Source organism: Microcystis sp. MC19, assembly GCF_003019735.1.
Taxonomy (GTDB): Bacteria; Cyanobacteriota; Cyanobacteriia; order Cyanobacteriales; family Microcystaceae; genus Microcystis.
In genome coordinates this window covers 4346244-4363041 of sequence record NZ_CP020664.1, presented here as the reverse complement: position 1 = coordinate 4363041, position 16798 = coordinate 4346244, and the positions used below count along the sequence as shown (strand labels likewise).

Below are 16798 nucleotides of genomic sequence, written 5' to 3'. Positions count from 1 at the left end.
AAGGGGGGCAGGGGGGATCAACCCCCCCTTATCAAGGGGGGCAGGGGGGATCAAACCCCCCTTATCAAGGTAGGATCAAACCCCCCTTATCAAGGGGGGTAGGGGGGATCAAACCCCCCTTATCAAGGTAGGATCAAACCCAAAATTAAATCAACTTATTGTTTAGTTATAACCTAAGTTCGGGATGCTGAGTTATTGACTTTGGTTTGATAAAGTTTAAAACAATTTTGCATCACCTCTCGCGGCTTTCCTTGACTTTGCCTAACAAGAGAACTTATTTCCTCCTCAGTAAAAGTCACTCCAGTTTGACTTAGACGATGACTAATAAACTCTTTAATTTTAGCTTCATCCCATAATTTAATCGGAAATTGTTGACAAATTCCCTCGAAAGGTGAATCACCTCCTTTATTATCAGGAAATAAAACATCAAGGGAACGATTAGCCGCTACTACTAATCTTAAAGGTGGATCGGGACGATTAGCCAACTCTCTTAATTGACTTCTAAGCTGATAGCTGAAATATTTTTGAGTCATATTATCTACCACATCCAATAATAACAGGATTTTATATTTTTCTAATTCCCTAGTTAATCTAGTTCCTTTGAGCGGTTTATCGTAATTCGCAGCTATACCAATCTGATTACATAATTCATAATAAAAATCCTTATCTCCTGCTAATCCTTCTAAGTTTAGATACAAGGGTTGTCGATGACTAAGTAAATACTCCCTTGCTTGATGGTAAATTCCCCAAAGCAGGGTGGTTTTTCCCGTTCCCCTTTCCCCGATAATAGCAGCACTACTGCCGGAATTTAAAACCTCAAAAATATCTTTAATTTCTTGTTCCCGGCCAAAAATCTGCTGAATTTCTTCAATACCTCCGGAAGTGGGTTTAAAAGGATTATGGGCATTTTTTTGGGGTTGTAATTGCGGAAAATATTTAAAAATAGTCTGAACTGGAATCGCTCTTCCTCCTAAATCACTGTACTCATCTCTGGTTTTATTCACCACTCCGCACACTTTCCCCGTGCGTAAATTTAACAGAGGTGAACCACTAAAACCGGGTTGTACTTGCCCTAATTTAAACTTGATTAAGGGGTTTTCATCCCCCGTTAAACCTATATACTCAAAGTCACTAGGATCACCGTTCGGATACTCGTTGGTATAGCCGAAAGTGTATAATTTATCTGTTAATTGTAAATCGTGATCAAAATCGACATATTTGTGATCTAAAGACGAGTTTAATTGTAAAAGAGCCAGATCGATCCCATCTAGATTCGGTAAGTTGATAATTTTAGCCATAGAAATTTGACCTTGCCAAATTATCTCGATAGTCTCGCGATTATCCCGCGCATCTTTTACCACATGAAGACAGGTCAAAATTAACCCTTGTCCCACAAAAAAGCCTGTTCCTGACCCATAGATTAACTTTAACCTGACAGTGTACGGAGGTAGAGATTCCGGGGTAAGCATTTAATCAATTTATCCTCCCCATTCCAGAGTAATTTTTAAATTTCCCTTTCCTTCACCTTCCACAATTAAAGCGGTTAGTTTACCGGATTTTACCCTGACTTCTACCCCAAATTCTACGGTAGCCTTTTTGGGCTGCACTTTACTTATCGTAGCAGCGATCGATTCAGTAACTGCCTCAATTGTATCAGCCACACTTTGAAAGTCAAATATTTGATCGGATACTTCCCGTTCACCACCGAAACTTCTCGCTTCCACTAACATGGTGACATTTTCTTTAACTTTAACTGAAATAATCTCAGATCTAGATTCTGGCATAAGGCTCCTCCAATGACCCGTTTATGGTTTTCTCGATTGGTTCTCGGACAAACTTATAGCGGAAGTAAAAAGGCTTATATATATTTCGGCACGGATTCCCATTATACTAGAAAGTATAGGTCAAATCGAGGGATTTTGTCAAGTCTTTTTTGCCATTAATCTATATAATTGTCGGGCTGCTCACCAGTCATTGTCCTGAAAAAAATTATGCCCCAGTTTGTTAAACAAGCATATATGCAGCGGTCAACCGAGACAGCACAGGAGCCTCTCTTATTCTTTGTGTGATCAGTTTAACTTAAGTAGGTAGGCACAATTATTTGTAGGATGGGTTAGCGGTAGCGTAACCCATGCGGGCGTTGGGTTTCATGCTTCAACCCAACCTACGTTCATTTTATATTTAATTCCACCCACCTACTTATATAGAACCGATCAATCTTTGTGTCCTTTGTGTCTTTGTGGTTCGTTCCAGTCGCTCGCTGGCGGGAATATATCTTATAAAATACATTTTACCCACCAAACTCAAGAGAGCCGACAGGAGACAAAAACGAGTTATTGGACAGAAAGAGGCGATGGGATGTTATTATTTAAAGCCGATTCCCCGGAAGCAGCCGAATTGATCATCGGGCAGCATCCCCTGGCGAATAGTAGTGGAATAGGCTATTAAAGGAGTGAACCCTGTGCAAATATTCACAACAATCCCCGGTTTACGCACTTTTTTGGCTGATTATCGCCATGATCACAGTATTGCCCTCGTGCCAACCATGGGCGCTCTCCATAAAGGTCATGCTAGTCTAATTCGACGCGCAGTGACGGAAGCGGAGGTAACTGTGGTCAGTATTTTTGTTAATCCTCTACAATTTGGCCCCACAGAGGATTTTTCTCGCTATCCCCGCAGCCTTGACAGCGATCGCCAATTGTGTGAATCTTTGGGAGTTGCTGCTATTTTTGCTCCCAGTGCGGAAACTTTAGGAATTGGTAATTCTGAGGAGATAACCGCAGTTGTTCCCCCGATTTCTCTGACTAGCGGGTTATGTGGTGCTTTTCGTCCAGGACATTTTCAGGGAGTAGCCACAATTGTCACGCGGTTGTTTAATATTATTGCACCGACGATCGCCTATTTTGGCGAAAAGGATGCCCAACAGTTAGCGATTATCCGGCAATTAGTCAGGGATTTAAATTTAGCGATCGAGATTCGCGCTTGTGCTACAGTGCGAGAAACATCGGGATTAGCAGTTAGTTCTCGCAATCAGTATCTATCGGCCACAGAAAGGGAAAAAGCGACAATTATCGCCCAAAGTTTGCAATTAGCCCTCGAAAGTTTTCGTTTAGGGGAAAGACAAAGGGAAAAACTACTGGCTATTGTGCAAAAAAATCTCGACAGAGTGCCAGAATTTCGCCCTCAGTATCTGGATTTAGTCCATCCCCAGAGTTTACAACCGATCGAGCAGATCGAGACAGAGGGCTTGTTAGCGATCGCTGGATTGATCGGTCAAACCCGTTTAATTGATAATATTATCTTGCGTCAACGTCGGGCAGTTATCGCTATTGATGGACCTGCTGGAGCAGGAAAATCGACGGTAACGCGCTTAGTAGCCGAAAAATTGGGGTTAACCTATCTCGATACCGGTGCGATGTATCGCGCGGTGACATGGTTGGTGGTGAATTCCGGTCTGGATTTGTCCGCAGAAGCGGCCATCGCCGAGTTATTATCTTTAGCGAAGATAGAAATAATCCCCGCCGATAATCCCGAAAATGTGACTATAGTGAAGATTAACGGGCAGGATGTGACTTTAGAGATTCGCTCTCCCGCAATTACCTCGCAAGTGTCCAGAATTGCCGCTCAAAAAGCGGTGAGACAGCAGTTAGTCACCCTGCAAAGACAGATGGGAATGTCGGGGGGAATAGTTGTGGAAGGTCGGGATATTGGTACTAATGTTTTCCCAGAAGCGGAATTAAAGATTTTCTTGACAGCGACACCCGAAGAAAGAGCCAGAAGGAGATTAAAAGACTTAGAAGCGCAGGGAAATGGTGGGATTAGTCTCGCAGAATTAACCCAAGAGATTGAAAAAAGGGATTATTTGGATAGTAATCGCTCCCTAGCACCCCTGCGAAAAGCCGCAGATGCGATCGAAGTTAATACCGATCATCTCACTATTACAGAAGTCACGGAAAAAATCATTGCTCTTTATCATCAAGGAGAAGAAAATCAATGGAGAAGCCTCTAGTTTTTTTAGATACTGATGTTTTGATTTCTTATCTACGAGGAGATCTTGCCAGTGTGCATTTATTTGATCGAGAAATACTCGATCGCGTTTGTCTTGCTATTAATGCGATCGTTTTACAAGAGTTATTATTTTTGGCAGAAGTTCGTAATCATCCTGAAATAGTCGATCGGATTCAAGAAAAGGTGACTATCTTGGATTTTGATTTAGTAAAACTTGATCAATATTGGCAAAATGCTAGAGATATTCGCAATATTTTGGTACACTCGAATGATGTTTTAATTTTAAGTAGTGCCGCTAATTGTGATTATTTAGTTACCTATGATCAAAAACTTAAAAAAGCCTCTAGTTATCTATATAACTCTAAACCGATGGTAGTAACACCTGAAGAATTATTAGCTCAACTTGAAAGTAAAGTTTAGTGTAAAGGTTGACAAAATTGAAAATCTATTTAGATACAGGTGTTTTTATTGATTACCTGAGTCCCTTGATCTTGGGAGGAATAAATTTACGTCCTACAAATCGCCGTGGTCGCACTCCTGCTCAACTATCTCAAGATGCCGAAAGTGTACTTAAAAAAATCGCTTCTTCACACTTAGCAGCAACATCCAGTCTGACCTACTATGAAGTCGAAGAAGCACTATTTAAGCAATTTACTTCTGTGACTATAGGGATGGAAAATGCTAGTAACTTTAGGGTTTTAGCTGCTCGTTCAATTGTAGTGCAAACTTTTAATGTAGTGAGGTTTTTCGGAATCACTGCTCTCGATCTTACTTCTACAATCGTAGAATTACAATTAAATTGTTTGGAACTACAAATGAGAGGTATTAGAGCTGCTGATGCGCTCCATGTAGCGACGGCTATTCACTTTAACGCAGAAGTATTTATTTCAGTAGATGAAGATTTGCTGAAACTCAATACATTAATTACTAATAATCAAGGAAATGCTATTAATTTTTGTGATACTGATACGGCTTTGTTACTTATATAATTTTATCAAGTTTGTTTGGGTTCCCTAATGTAAATTCTAGGTGATAATCATCACAAAAACTTATGCTTATAAATTCCCTTACTATCAAATCTATCTGTTTAACGGTAATTTCCTTGATAATTCTTGGCAGTCCAGCTATATCTTTAGCCGATCACAGATCACCAATAACTTTAGCTTCTAGGGATTTATCAACCCAGCAACAGGGAAAAAAAATTATTCTTAATGGTCGTTCTTTGCCCGTTTCTTGGCGACAGTGGACAGCAGCAAATAGTACCAGAATCGCCATGGGTGACACGGGAGCAAGACAATTATTTGGCATGGATTTTCTTAGCACAAATGATCCAAAAAAGCAACCGATAAACTGGTTTAATTTACAAACTTTATCGGCTAATTTAATCGACTCTGATCGCTGGCTGGACGTTACGGATATTTTACTAACAATGGGGGCAACAACCACAATTAATGGCGATAGTTTAACTATTAACTTTCCTGCTGCCCAGATGCAAGATATTCAGCTAGAAAATTATGGAGCAGTACAACGGATTATTATTCAACTCGATCGCCCGACCTTTTGGCAAGTTAGTCAGGCAAAAAATCAAGCAGTGATTACCCTAGAAGGAAATGCCCAGCAATCGCTTATCTCTAAGTTTCAACCCCAAACTATCAGCAACAGTAATCAAAATAACGATGAAGATGATCTAGGCAACTCCAATAATAACTTACCCACTCAGATCACTTCCTTAGAAAATAATGGGGTGATCAGTCGTTTAAAAATTAACCTTCCCACTGCCTACGGATTACAGATCAGCAGTGTGGATAATCCTCCCCGAATTATCATTGATTCTCGTCCCGATGCTATGGATGAAAAGCGCATTGTTTGGCAACCAGGGTTAATCTGGAATCAAAAATATATCCAGTTAGACAAAGATTGGTTTCCCGTGACTTGGTTAGAAATCGATCCCAGAAATCCTCAGATAACTATTAAACCAATTACCGCTAATTCCACCTCAATGCGCGGCACTAATCCCCTGATCACGATTAATAGCGAAAGTAATGCGGTAGCGATGATTAATGGCGGCTTTTTTAATCGTAATAATCAGTTACCTTTGGGAGCAATTCGTGTGGATGGCAAATGGTTATCTGGACCAATTTTAAACCGAGGAGCGATCGCATGGGATAATCGTGGTAAAATCAGGATCGATCGCCTTAGTTTAGAGGAAACTCTCATTACTGCCACCGGACAACGTTTTCCCCTAACCCATTTAAATAGTGCCTTTGTAGCAGCCGGCTGCAGTCGTTATACTCGCGATTGGGGAAGTAATTATCATCCCCTCACCGAGCGGGAAACCGGGTTAGTCGTGCAAGGCGATCGCATAACGGAGAAATTAAATAATCTTTTGCCACAGGATAGTATAGACATACCGGAAAATGGCTATTTAGTCATCTGCCGAAAGACAGATATTAATTTAAAGATTGGTGAGACAGTCAACCTCGATAGCGTCACCCTACCGAGAGATTTTGCTGATTATCCCCAGATTTTAGGTGCTGGCCCCCTATTATTGCAGAATGGACGCATAGTTTTAGATGGAAATGCCGAAAAATTTAGTCCGGCATTCCAAAATCAACAAGCTTCCCGCAGTGCGATCGCAGTTAGCCGAGAAGGAAAAATTTTGCTAGTTGCTATCCATAATCGTGTCGGGGGAAGGGGGGCAACTTTAGGCGAATTAGCCCGAATTTTGCTGTTAATGGCGGCAAAGGACGGTTTAAACCTAGATGGGGGTAGTTCGACTGGGATAGCCTTGGCGGGTTATCTGCTCGATCGCTCTGCCGTTACCGCCGCAAAAGTCCATAATGGAATAGGGATATTTTTATCCCCGTCTCCTTGAAAAGTGTGAAAACAATGGATAATAGCGACTGGATTAAACAACTGCTGCTGATGGGTATTGGTACTACTTCCATGGTGGCAGAAAAGATCAAAGAAGTGAGCGATGAATTAGTAAAAGACGGTAAAATCAATTCCGATCAGGCTAAAAACTTTGTCGATGATCTGATGACACAGATGAAGTCTGAACAAGGGAGCTTCGAGAATAACTTAGAACGCTATATCCGCAATATCTTGCAGGATTTAGGGGTTCCCCGACAATCGGAAATGGACGAACTGCGGGGAAGGATTGATAGATTAGAACGGCAGGTGAGAGACTTAGAGAATAAACTCTGGCGTTAGGGAACTATGAAATCAATGCGCGAAATCTTGCTCAGTTTTGCTATCATTGCGGTTTGTGGCTTATTTTTAATCGTTGCTTCACTCTTTGGTGGAGGGGAAAAAGCCAATGCGATCGCCGCAGAAATCGATCCACCCGCTATCACTCAAACTATTAATAAGGAAATCATCTCCATGGATTTAGATCAAGCAGTTACCACCGATTCGGGACTAAAATACATCGATATCGTGGAAGGAACTGGAGAAAGTCCCCAAAAAGGTCAAAAAGTGACTGTTCACTACACGGGAACCCTGACAGACGGCAAAAAATTCGATAGTTCCAAGGATCGCAATCAACCTTTTACCTTTACCATTGGAGTGGGTCAAGTGATCAAAGGATGGGATGAGGGAGTCGCATCGATGAAAGTCGGTGGGCAGCGTACCTTAATTATCCCCCCAGAATTGGGTTATGGTGCGCGGGGTGCCGGTGGGGTAATTCCTCCCAACGCGACTTTACTTTTCGATGTGGAACTGTTGGGAGTTAAATAGGTTTTTCCTCTGATTTTTCACCTCTACCCGCATCTCTTCTGAATGCGGGTTTTTTGACGTATTGCTGGAAGATAAAGGCCAAATCATACCATTTTTCTTTATTCGTGGCAGACATTCTACTCCTTTCTTGCCCCCCGATGTCGGGGGGGTGGGGGGCAAGGGTTGAGGGAAATTAACCATCTCTGCCATTACTTTAGAAAAATGGTATCAGGAAGATTTAGTAAATTCGAGACCGTTTTCGCTACCGTAACGTTCCATGAAACGCATAAAACGATCCCACTCTGCGGGAGAATTAAAAATAACCGTAGCTTTGATCGCCATGGGTTTACCGTTGATGAATTTGCCTTCTACTTTCGTGGTGACGATTTCTCCTTCCTCATCGATAAGATACATCCCCGTTATTTCCTCGGTTTGTTGATCTCCCAGGATAGTCGGTTGCTCAAAATAAAATTCTGCCGATCCCTTCTCTCCCGTTTTAGTGCGACTTAAGCGGATATTGGGAACAACCGGTTCTTTTAGTCCCCTGGAAAACTGAATTTCTGCCATTACTTTTCTTTATCCTTCTCATAAAATAGACATTTCTAGATCATCTCACACCAAGTCGCAAGTAAAAAGCAGATGGGACAGCATAAGCTCAAAATATCAATACCAATACCATTTAGCCCTATTCGTGGCAGGCCTATCCATTGGTGACATCTTTCTTAACATAAAATTTGACAAAAAGACAAAAGTGTGCAATGTGGCTCAAGTTGGTTCTCTGGGAGAACTAATTTGAGCGAATAGTTCTGGCGTTCTAGTGGGTCGTTAATTTCCATGCCCTCTATAATACAGCCCCTGTCAGGGTTCTGTCCCTTCGCAATTAAAACTTTTGGTTGCGCTGACTAATGATACTAAATCCTGTGGAAAAGGTATAGGAGAGTGGGGAGCGCCGGAGCAGGGAGCGGGTTTTTAAAGTTCGATTGGGAGTTAATCATATTATTAAAAACAGATTTGGTGTTAAGTACCTAAGCAAAATTAATTACACATCTAAGCCGTCAGCCGAACGCTTTTTCAGTGACCAGTAAACAATGAACTGAAAACTCAAATCTGATCCCTGATGGCTGTCTCCCATCTCCTGTCTCCTGTCTCCTATCTCGACTAAGAAATTAATTTTGCACGACTACTTACCTGTGCCTTAGCTTACTTGTGTCTTTAAATACTTCCTTGACTGCTTGAAATCACACAAATATTTATATAAAGGCTATACCATCATAATCGAAGTAAATTACATTGTTGCCATTGCTTACCGCCTCTCATCGAGACTGTGTTGAGATTTGTCGAAGCTAATGGCAAAGGTGATCTTTTATGTCCAATTTTTTTAAGATGTGTTAGCACGCTATGTCTATCCTAAGTGAACAAAATCTTAAGCTAGAAACTCTCATTCTGTTTCAAAAACCGCCAAAAACCAAGTTCTGGGCGAAATTTTTGGGGTGAGTATAACCAACCATCTCTGCCATTACTTTTGAAAAATAGTATTAGTAGGAAATGCAATTTACGGCCTTCTGATCCTTGCTATTTAATTAGGTATTTCGGCTGTAATAAAGCACTGTGACTTAAACAGACTATTAATGGACATACCAACTATAACTTGAAAAAAATTGCCAACTGCCTATCATGAAAAAACTTGCTTATTCATTGCTACCCCTGGGGATTACTGTTGGACTTTGCCTAAACATTGCCCCCGCTTCCGCTAGTTTGCTGGTACGAGAAGTCATTTCCAACGCTGCCCTTTCTATTGACGGTTTTGGAAGTACAACTAATACTGGAATTATCCAAGCCGATATACCAGCAAATTCTACAATTCAGAAAGCTTATCTTTATGCCGCCTCCGTCTGGGATAACCCAGTTTACGGAGTAACTTTTAATGGGAATACACTTCCCTTGAGTTCAGCAACTATTCTTGGTCCGAATAGCAACCCAGCCACCACCGCCCGTTGGGATGTCACCAGTATCATCGCTTCTTCTTTTAAGGAAGGATTACAAGACTTTAGTATCACTGAGAATGGACAAAACGATGGTGCAGCTCTTGTCGTTGCCTATAGCAATTCTTCTACCCAAGGCTTTACCTCGGTTATCCTAGACGGAGAACTTTCCACCGGGGGAGATACAATTCGGTTTAATTTTGCTAATCCTTACATTGGAGGAGTTTTTCTGGTTTCACTCGCTTCTAGTTTTAGCAAACAGCCAGTCATGGGTCAGCATCAAGTCACTGTGGTTGACGTAACTACTAATTCAACTAATAATCGACGTTTAACTAGGAGCGCAGGGGGGGCAGATGACCGCACGAGCGGGGAAAACTCAGACAATGGAAACTTGATCACTGTTGGGGGGATAGGTGATAATCCTGCTAACGTAGATCCAACCGCTCGACCTAGTGGCACTAATCCAGACGACGAATACTATAACCTTGCTCTTGGTAACAGTGCCAATACTACTCCTTTCATCTTGCCAGGAGATACTTTCCTCAGTTTAGCAACACGGAATCCCAGTGATGATGATAACGTTTTCGGAATGTTTATCACCAGTGGATTTAAGATCACTACCACTCCCATCCCCGAACCATCGATGAAACTGGGTATTTTCGGTATCGGTGCCATCGGTATTTTACTATCTCTCCTTGGTAAAAAATCCTAAGCTGCCCGCGAATTTAAATTGTTTGTGGAGATGAGGCACTCTTGCACCCTCACCCCTGGGGATGAGGGCAATTAACCATCTCTGCCATTACTCTTGAAAAATGGTCTCAATCACCCCTTCAGGACTCTCCCAGTGCAATCAGTGGCAAAATCAAGGCTATGATCGATCACTGATAACCAATAACTGAGATGAGATGGTTTTATTAGAAGCGGCGGTTCATTCTTCCCTACGCGCTTTTTTACGGGAACAAGGGCGCTTTTACTGGTCTCATCATCTCACTATGGGGCGACTGGTGGCTAGAGCTTTACGCTTAAAACGTTCCTCTCTCATGCAAACTGGAACGACTCTGTCCCGTTATTGTCTCAGTTATCTCACCCCGGCTCTTTTAGGTAATACACCCGTTCTGATTGTTGCTCCAGAGTCGGAAGTAAACCTACTTTTAGAAGTGGAAATCCCCCATCTGCAAGCATGGTTACAAACTCAACGAGATATCCTCAAAAGCGATCGCTTTCCCGCTAATTTTACCGGTTTACTCCTCACCACACCCCAACAATGGTTAGAGGATAAATTGGGCAATCTCGGTCATTTTCCCCAGAATATCCCCACGATAATCGATCGAGCCGAAGATTTAGAAACTTGTCTAGTAGATTATCTCACCGTCACCATTACTCCCGAACAATGGTTCGCTTTAGGGTCAGCATATCCCCAGCATAGAGAGTTTATAGACTTAATTAAAGCACAACTTAGCCAAAGTATTCTTGGTCATCCAATAAATCCCTATAATTGCTATCTTATTGATGCCAAAGAAAAAGAATATATAATTGCTCTCCTGCAACGCTTGGATCAAGACTTAACCACTGATTCTGTTTGGCAACTTTTAGCGGCCAAAATCCCCGAGCATAATTATCTCCTCTGGACATCAGTAGATCGAGATCGAGAAGAATTTACCCTAAAAATCAGTCCTTTGGAGGTGGCTAGTTTTTTCAAACCGATTTGGCAGCAGCAACCCTTTGTTTTAATCGGCAGTTTTTTAGATAGCGAAAAATCCGCTAATTTATACCGTCAAAATCAGGGTATCGGAGAAATTTTAACTTTAAAGTTTGCAGCCGATCGCGAAAGTGAATATATTCATTTATATCTACCCGATCGCATCAGCGCCCCCAATACGCCCGAATTTCAACCGATGTTATTAAAGCAAGTGCGGGAATTAGTTAGTGCTAATCATACCAGTGAACAACCGATAGTAATCCTGATTGAAGATGTTCCCCTCAAGGCACAAATTGCCACCCAAATCGCAGCCGATTACGGTTCGCGAGTGCAAGTGGAAAAAACTGGGATTAATAGTAATACTATTCTGGTGTGTGGTTGGCAATTCTGGCAAACCCATCAAGAAAAATTTCCGACTCCCAGTTTATTAATTATCGCTACTTTACCCTTACCCTCCCCCGAAAATCCTCTTGTTGCTGGCAAAATTGCTTACTATAAACGACAACATCTCGACTGGTTTCGTGCCTATCTTTTACCCACAGCAGTAAGGGAAATTCAGCAATCTGTTCAGTCTCTCCGGGAGTGTCAAGGTTGTGTGGCTGTCCTCGATAATCGTGTCAATGCCCGCAGTTATGGCCGACAAATTCTCTCTGCTTTAGAACCCTATGCTAAAGTTAATTATCTCGATCAACAATTTTTTCAAGATAAAGATTAAATCAGTTATCAGTTATCAGTTATCAGTTATCAGTTATCAGTTATCAGTTATCAGTTATCAGTTATCAGTTATCAGTTATCAGTTATCAGTTATCAGTTATCAGTTATCAGTTATCAGTTATCAGTTATCAGTTATCAGTTATCAGTTATCAGTTATCAGTTATCAGTTATCAGTTATCAGTTATCAGTTATCAGTTATCAGTTATCAGTTATCAGTTATCAGTTATCAGTTATCAGTTATCAGTTATCAGTTATCAGTTATCAGTTATCAGTTATCAGTTATCAGTTATCAGTTATCAGTTATCAGTTATCATACTAAATCCTGTTATTAAAGACTAATTATTTATCCCCGCTTTTGCCTCTTGCCTCTTGCATGAGTGCCTGTCCTGATATGTAGCCTATACTCAAGGGATTTAGTATAACTTCTGCTGCTCACCAATATGTGAGAGAATGTCACCAATAAGAGATCTACCCTATCAGTAATCAGTTCACTGTTCACTGTTTACTGATCACTGATCACTGATTACTGATAAAATCTCCCCCAGAGCCATATTTCCAACTATCTAAATAACGATGATAAAGATATTTTTGCCTGTCGGGTAACTTTTCTAAAATAGGTTTTAAGGTGGTTGCTAAGGGATATAAACCACTATACAAACCTAAATTAAAATAATGTCCCGTCCAATCGATAAAAGGACTGATACCCACTTGCGGAATCATCGGTAAAACTAATTGAGGATTAACCAAAGGCAAAGTTTTTGAGAGGGAAGAAAACTGCACCACATCCTGTAAAAACGGTTTTAAGACCTCATCTCCCAACTTATCCATTACCCGAAAAACTCCACTCATTAAGTCATTAATTTGATTGGGATTAGGGTTAGCAGACATCGGGACACTCATGGTTTTTTGAAATAGCCATGTTACCGATATATTCGGTTGATAAGGTTGTAAAAGGGCTAAATCTTCTCGGTTTAAAGCATCGATTTGTAAAGCTTCCTCGATGGCGAAAGTTAGCCTTTTTAAATGTCTGACCATTGCCCCAAAACCGCCAAAACTTACTGGAGATTGACTACCACTACTATCTCCCACTGCCAGAATTCTTGACCAGGGCATTTTTAGAGGACTTTGACGATAGGCCGGGAAAAAACCCGCTAGAAAACGCTGAAATTTGACCGCTTCTAAATCCACCTTTTGATACTCCGGCAGTAATCTTAAATACTCCTCCATCAAAAATTCTAAACTAAAGCGATCGGGATGGGTATCGAGATAGGTAAATAAATAAGTTGTCCGACCATCCCTAGCGGGAAATGCTTCCCAAAAGTATTGACATTGGTGCAAGATTGGGGTAAAAGAATAAATCAAATCACCAGTTTCATTACTGGGAAAACCCTGACCGCAACTACCCACCACTAAACAAACTCCATCGGGTTTTTCTCCTTTTCTTGCCTGTTTTGCAATTGGCGAAAAATGACCCATGGCATCGATTAATAAACGGGTTTTTAAAGTCATTTCTCCCGTTTTAACCATTACGCCATCGGGATGAATAATCGCCCCACTAAACCCCGAATTTTCTAATAACTTTCCTCCCGCTTGCAAAAACTTAGTTTTTAAAGTCTCTAGCAAATAAACCGGATCAACACCAATATTTAAAATATCTCTGACCCAAAGTTCATAACCTTGATAAAATCCCACCCTCCCAGGATTATATTCCGTCGCTATCGATTGATTTAATTCAGCTTCGGTCAATAAATCTAACTCTAAAAAACTGCTTAATTCTAAACGTGAAATATTCCACTCCTGCTCACGACCGCGCAGAATACCTCTTTCTAATAATGCCACACGCCAGCCCCTAGTTTGCAAAGCAGCCCCGATGAAAATTCCCAAAGTTCCCCCGGCAATAACTAGATCAAAATCCGTCTCTCCTAAAGATTCTTGACTTTGATTAATTACCGTGGGAATAACTGGATTTTCTAAACGCAAAGCTTGCCAAGCTCGATCGCTGGCCCGCAATTGTTGTAAACTCTGAGGAGATACTCGATCGAGTAAAGATGCAACTAAAGACATAATCTTATATCAGTTATCAGTTATCAGTTATCAGTTATCAGTTATCAGTTATCAGTTATCAGTTATCAGTTATCAGTTATCAGTTATCAGTTATCAGTTATCAGTTATCAGTTATCAGTTATCAGTTATCAGTTATCAGTTATCAGTTATCAGTTATCAGTTATCAGTTATCAGTTATCAGTTATCAGTTATCAGTTATCAGTTATCAGTTATCAGTTATCAGTTATCAGTTATCAGTTATCAGTTATCAGTTATCAGTTCACTGTTTACTGATCACTGTTTACTGATCACTGAAAAAAACTCCCTTCTAGCCGTTTCCTAACAGTGGAGACTTGCTACCTCACCATTAAGATAATTGCTATATCTAGAGAATAAAACTACTTAGATTGGAAAAACTTTTTCCCTTCTTCAATAAGTTTATTAATATCCTTGAGAGAAACCCCAAAAATCGCTAGAACTCCCGTAAAAACTAACAAAAAACCGATAAAACTATTCCGATCATAGAGAAATAAACCCACCAAAACTATAAAATAGGGAGAGAGAATTTTACTAATATTTTCAACTACAGTAACCACCTCTGGCGGGGGAGTCTCAACAAGATTAATATCAGTTTTATCCTGATCTGGTTCGAGATTTTGCTTAATTGAAAACATCACCTCCTGTAAGTCTTTTACCTCCGGTGGGTTCGGTTCTTTCGCTGGTTTGCCAAACATTGTTAACTCCCTCGCCAATTTATCTATATCCTCTATGGTAGCCAAAAAGAGGGCAAGCTGGAAAAGCGCGAGCAAGTCGAGAAATTCTCAGGGCAATTTTCCTTAACAACCCCCTCGGCCTCGGCTGCTATAATCAGAGGAACAACTCCCAAGTTCGTTAACGGTACAAAAAAACTATGAATACCAGTCCAGACCGTGTGATTATCTTCGATACCACCCTTCGAGATGGGGAACAGTCCCCGGGTGCCGCTTTAAATGTGGATGAGAAGCTAACCATAGCCCGCGCACTGGCACGACTGGGAGTTGATGTCATTGAAGCAGGTTTTCCCCACGCTAGTCCGGGGGACTTTGAAGCTGTACAGAAAATTGCCGCCAGCGTCGGCAGCGAAGCTGATAGCCCGATTATTTGCGGATTAGCCCGGGCTACCCAAAAAGATATTAAATCAGCAGCCGATGCGCTCAGACCCGCCGCCAAGCCCAGAATTCACACCTTCCTAGCCACATCTGATATCCACCTCCAATACAAACTTAAGAAGACTCGTCAGGAAGTTCTTGAGATTGTGCCGGAAATGGTGGCCTATGCCAAATCCTTCCTTAATGATGTGGAATTTTCCCCCGAAGATGCCGGCCGCAGCGATCCGGAATTCCTCTACCAAGTCCTCGAAAGAGCGATCGCCGCAGGAGCCACCACCGTTAATATTCCCGATACCGTCGGTTACACCACCCCCAGCGAGTTTGGGGCTTTAATCCGGGGTATTAAGGAAAATGTCCCCAATATCGACCAAGCGATTATCTCCGTGCATGGTCACGATGATCTAGGGTTAGCGGTGGCTAATTTCCTCGAAGCAGTTAAAAATGGCGCTCGACAGTTGGAATGTACCATTAACGGTATCGGTGAGCGTGCCGGTAATGCTTCCCTAGAAGAGTTGGTGATGGCCCTTCATGTCCGGCGCTCCTATTTTAATCCTTTCCTCGGTCGTCCAGCAGAGTCCACGGAACCTTTAACCAAGATCAACACCAAGGAAATCTATCGCACTTCTCGCCTAGTTTCTAATCTTACCGGCATGATCGTGCAACCGAATAAGGCGATCGTCGGTGCTAACGCTTTCGCACACGAGTCGGGAATCCATCAGGACGGGGTGTTAAAACATAAACTCACCTATGAGATTATGGATGCAGAATCGATCGGTTTGACCCATAATCAGATCGTTCTCGGTAAACTCTCTGGACGCAACGCTTTTCGCTCTCGTTTACAGGAATTGGGTTTTGAGCTTTCGGAAACGGAACTTAATAACGCTTTTATCCAGTTTAAGGAAATGGCCGATCGCAAAAAGGAAATCACCGATCGCGATCTAGAAGCGATTGTTAACGATGAAATCGATACGGTTCCCGATCACTTCCGCCTTGAGTTAGTACAAGTGTCCTGTGGCAATAGTGCCAGACCCACGGCCACGGTAACGATTCGCACTCCCGACGGTAGCGAGTTATCCGATGCGGCCATTGGTACAGGCCCAGTGGATGCTCTCTGCAAAGCGATCGATCGAGTGGTGCAGATTCCGAACGAATTAATCTCTTTCTCGGTGCGAGAAGTTACCGAGGGAATCGATGCTTTAGGAGAAGTGACTATCCGTCTCCGTTACGAAGGACGCACCTATTCTGCTCGCGCGGCCGATACCGATATTATTGTCGCCTCCGCTCGCGCCTACGTCAGTGCCTTAAACCGTCTCCACGTCGCACTGCAGCAGAAGGAAAAAACCTCAGAAATGCTACAAGTCTAGATAGGGTTTTAGGGTGTTGGGGTATTAGGGTTTTAGTTGAAATTCCCCCATCACCCCACTTCCCCACACCCCACACCCCACTTCCCCATCTCCCCACACCCCACACCCCACGTCGCTGTTGGA

16 protein-coding genes are annotated in these 16798 nt (G+C 42.0%); 10 read left to right on the top strand and 6 right to left on the bottom strand.

Going from position 1 to position 16798, the window contains the following annotated elements; genetic code table 11:
• Window positions 1-173: 173 nt before the first annotated feature.
• On the bottom strand, window positions 174-1469 hold the full coding sequence (locus B5D77_RS22165; protein WP_106909660.1) for a serine protease: 1296 nt from the start codon (window positions 1467-1469) through the stop codon (window positions 174-176).
• Window positions 1470-1478: 9 nt separating this feature from the next.
• Entirely contained in the window at window positions 1479-1784 is a 306-nt protein-coding gene (locus B5D77_RS22160; protein ID WP_002762380.1) for a CU044_2847 family protein, read from the bottom strand.
• Between the two features lie 677 nt (window positions 1785-2461).
• Here B5D77_RS22160 and B5D77_RS22155 point away from each other — a divergent pair.
• From B5D77_RS22155 to B5D77_RS22130, 6 genes are all read left to right on the top strand, one after another.
• Complete coding sequence (locus tag B5D77_RS22155) at window positions 2462-4009, top strand: bifunctional pantoate--beta-alanine ligase/(d)CMP kinase (RefSeq protein WP_106910048.1); 1548 nt, start codon at window positions 2462-2464, stop codon at window positions 4007-4009.
• Window positions 3994-4428, top strand: coding sequence for a PIN domain-containing protein (locus B5D77_RS22150; protein WP_002773869.1), 435 nt, complete (start codon window positions 3994-3996; stop codon window positions 4426-4428). The genes B5D77_RS22155 and B5D77_RS22150 overlap by 16 nt, the downstream gene beginning before the upstream one ends.
• A gap of 17 nt (window positions 4429-4445) precedes the next feature.
• Complete coding sequence (locus B5D77_RS22145) at window positions 4446-4997, top strand: PIN domain-containing protein (RefSeq protein WP_002796199.1); 552 nt, start codon at window positions 4446-4448, stop codon at window positions 4995-4997.
• 62 nt (window positions 4998-5059) lie between these two features.
• Window positions 5060-6883, top strand: a complete 1824-nt coding sequence (locus tag B5D77_RS22140; RefSeq protein ID WP_106909659.1) for a phosphodiester glycosidase family protein — start codon at window positions 5060-5062, stop codon at window positions 6881-6883.
• A gap of 14 nt (window positions 6884-6897) precedes the next feature.
• The gene (locus tag B5D77_RS22135) at window positions 6898-7221 is read left to right on the top strand and encodes a phasin family protein (RefSeq protein WP_002758682.1); all 324 of its coding nucleotides are present in this window, start codon (window positions 6898-6900) and stop codon (window positions 7219-7221) included.
• A gap of 6 nt (window positions 7222-7227) precedes the next feature.
• Window positions 7228-7746: an FKBP-type peptidyl-prolyl cis-trans isomerase gene (locus B5D77_RS22130; protein ID WP_008198809.1), complete on the top strand. Its 519-nt coding sequence runs from the start codon at window positions 7228-7230 to the stop codon at window positions 7744-7746.
• Here B5D77_RS22130 and B5D77_RS27810 read toward each other — a convergent pair.
• Window positions 7739-7861, bottom strand: a complete 123-nt coding sequence (locus tag B5D77_RS27810) for a hypothetical protein (RefSeq protein WP_008198807.1) — start codon at window positions 7859-7861, stop codon at window positions 7739-7741. The genes B5D77_RS22130 and B5D77_RS27810 overlap by 8 nt on opposite strands.
• Window positions 7862-7953: 92 nt before the next feature.
• Complete coding sequence (gene psb28 / locus B5D77_RS22125; RefSeq protein WP_008198805.1) at window positions 7954-8292, bottom strand: photosystem II reaction center protein Psb28; 339 nt, start codon at window positions 8290-8292, stop codon at window positions 7954-7956.
• A 1107-nt stretch (window positions 8293-9399) separates the two neighbouring features.
• Between psb28 and B5D77_RS22120 the strand changes: the two genes are divergently transcribed.
• From B5D77_RS22120 to B5D77_RS27500, 3 genes are all read left to right on the top strand, one after another.
• On the top strand, window positions 9400-10419 hold the full coding sequence (locus tag B5D77_RS22120) for a PEP-CTERM sorting domain-containing protein (RefSeq protein WP_008198804.1): 1020 nt from the start codon (window positions 9400-9402) through the stop codon (window positions 10417-10419).
• Window positions 10420-10612: 193 nt separating this feature from the next.
• On the top strand, window positions 10613-12121 hold the full coding sequence (locus B5D77_RS22115) for a helicase C-terminal domain-containing protein (protein ID WP_008198803.1): 1509 nt from the start codon (window positions 10613-10615) through the stop codon (window positions 12119-12121).
• Window positions 12072-12452, top strand: a complete 381-nt coding sequence (locus B5D77_RS27500; RefSeq protein WP_159036986.1) for a hypothetical protein — start codon at window positions 12072-12074, stop codon at window positions 12450-12452. The genes B5D77_RS22115 and B5D77_RS27500 overlap by 50 nt, the downstream gene beginning before the upstream one ends.
• Before the next feature lie 184 nt (window positions 12453-12636).
• Here the strand turns inward: B5D77_RS27500 and B5D77_RS22105 are convergent, their stop codons facing one another.
• Together B5D77_RS22105 and B5D77_RS22095 are read right to left on the bottom strand one after the other, a co-directional pair.
• Window positions 12637-14184: an FAD-dependent oxidoreductase gene (locus B5D77_RS22105; protein WP_106909658.1), complete on the bottom strand. Its 1548-nt coding sequence runs from the start codon at window positions 14182-14184 to the stop codon at window positions 12637-12639.
• A gap of 377 nt (window positions 14185-14561) precedes the next feature.
• Window positions 14562-14897: a hypothetical protein gene (locus B5D77_RS22095; RefSeq protein WP_002783895.1), complete on the bottom strand. Its 336-nt coding sequence runs from the start codon at window positions 14895-14897 to the stop codon at window positions 14562-14564.
• Between the two features lie 176 nt (window positions 14898-15073).
• Between B5D77_RS22095 and B5D77_RS22090 the strand changes: the two genes are divergently transcribed.
• Window positions 15074-16675 (top strand): 2-isopropylmalate synthase, encoded by a 1602-nt coding sequence (locus tag B5D77_RS22090; RefSeq protein ID WP_008198795.1) that lies wholly within the window; start codon window positions 15074-15076, stop codon window positions 16673-16675.
• Window positions 16676-16798 lie beyond the last annotated feature (123 nt).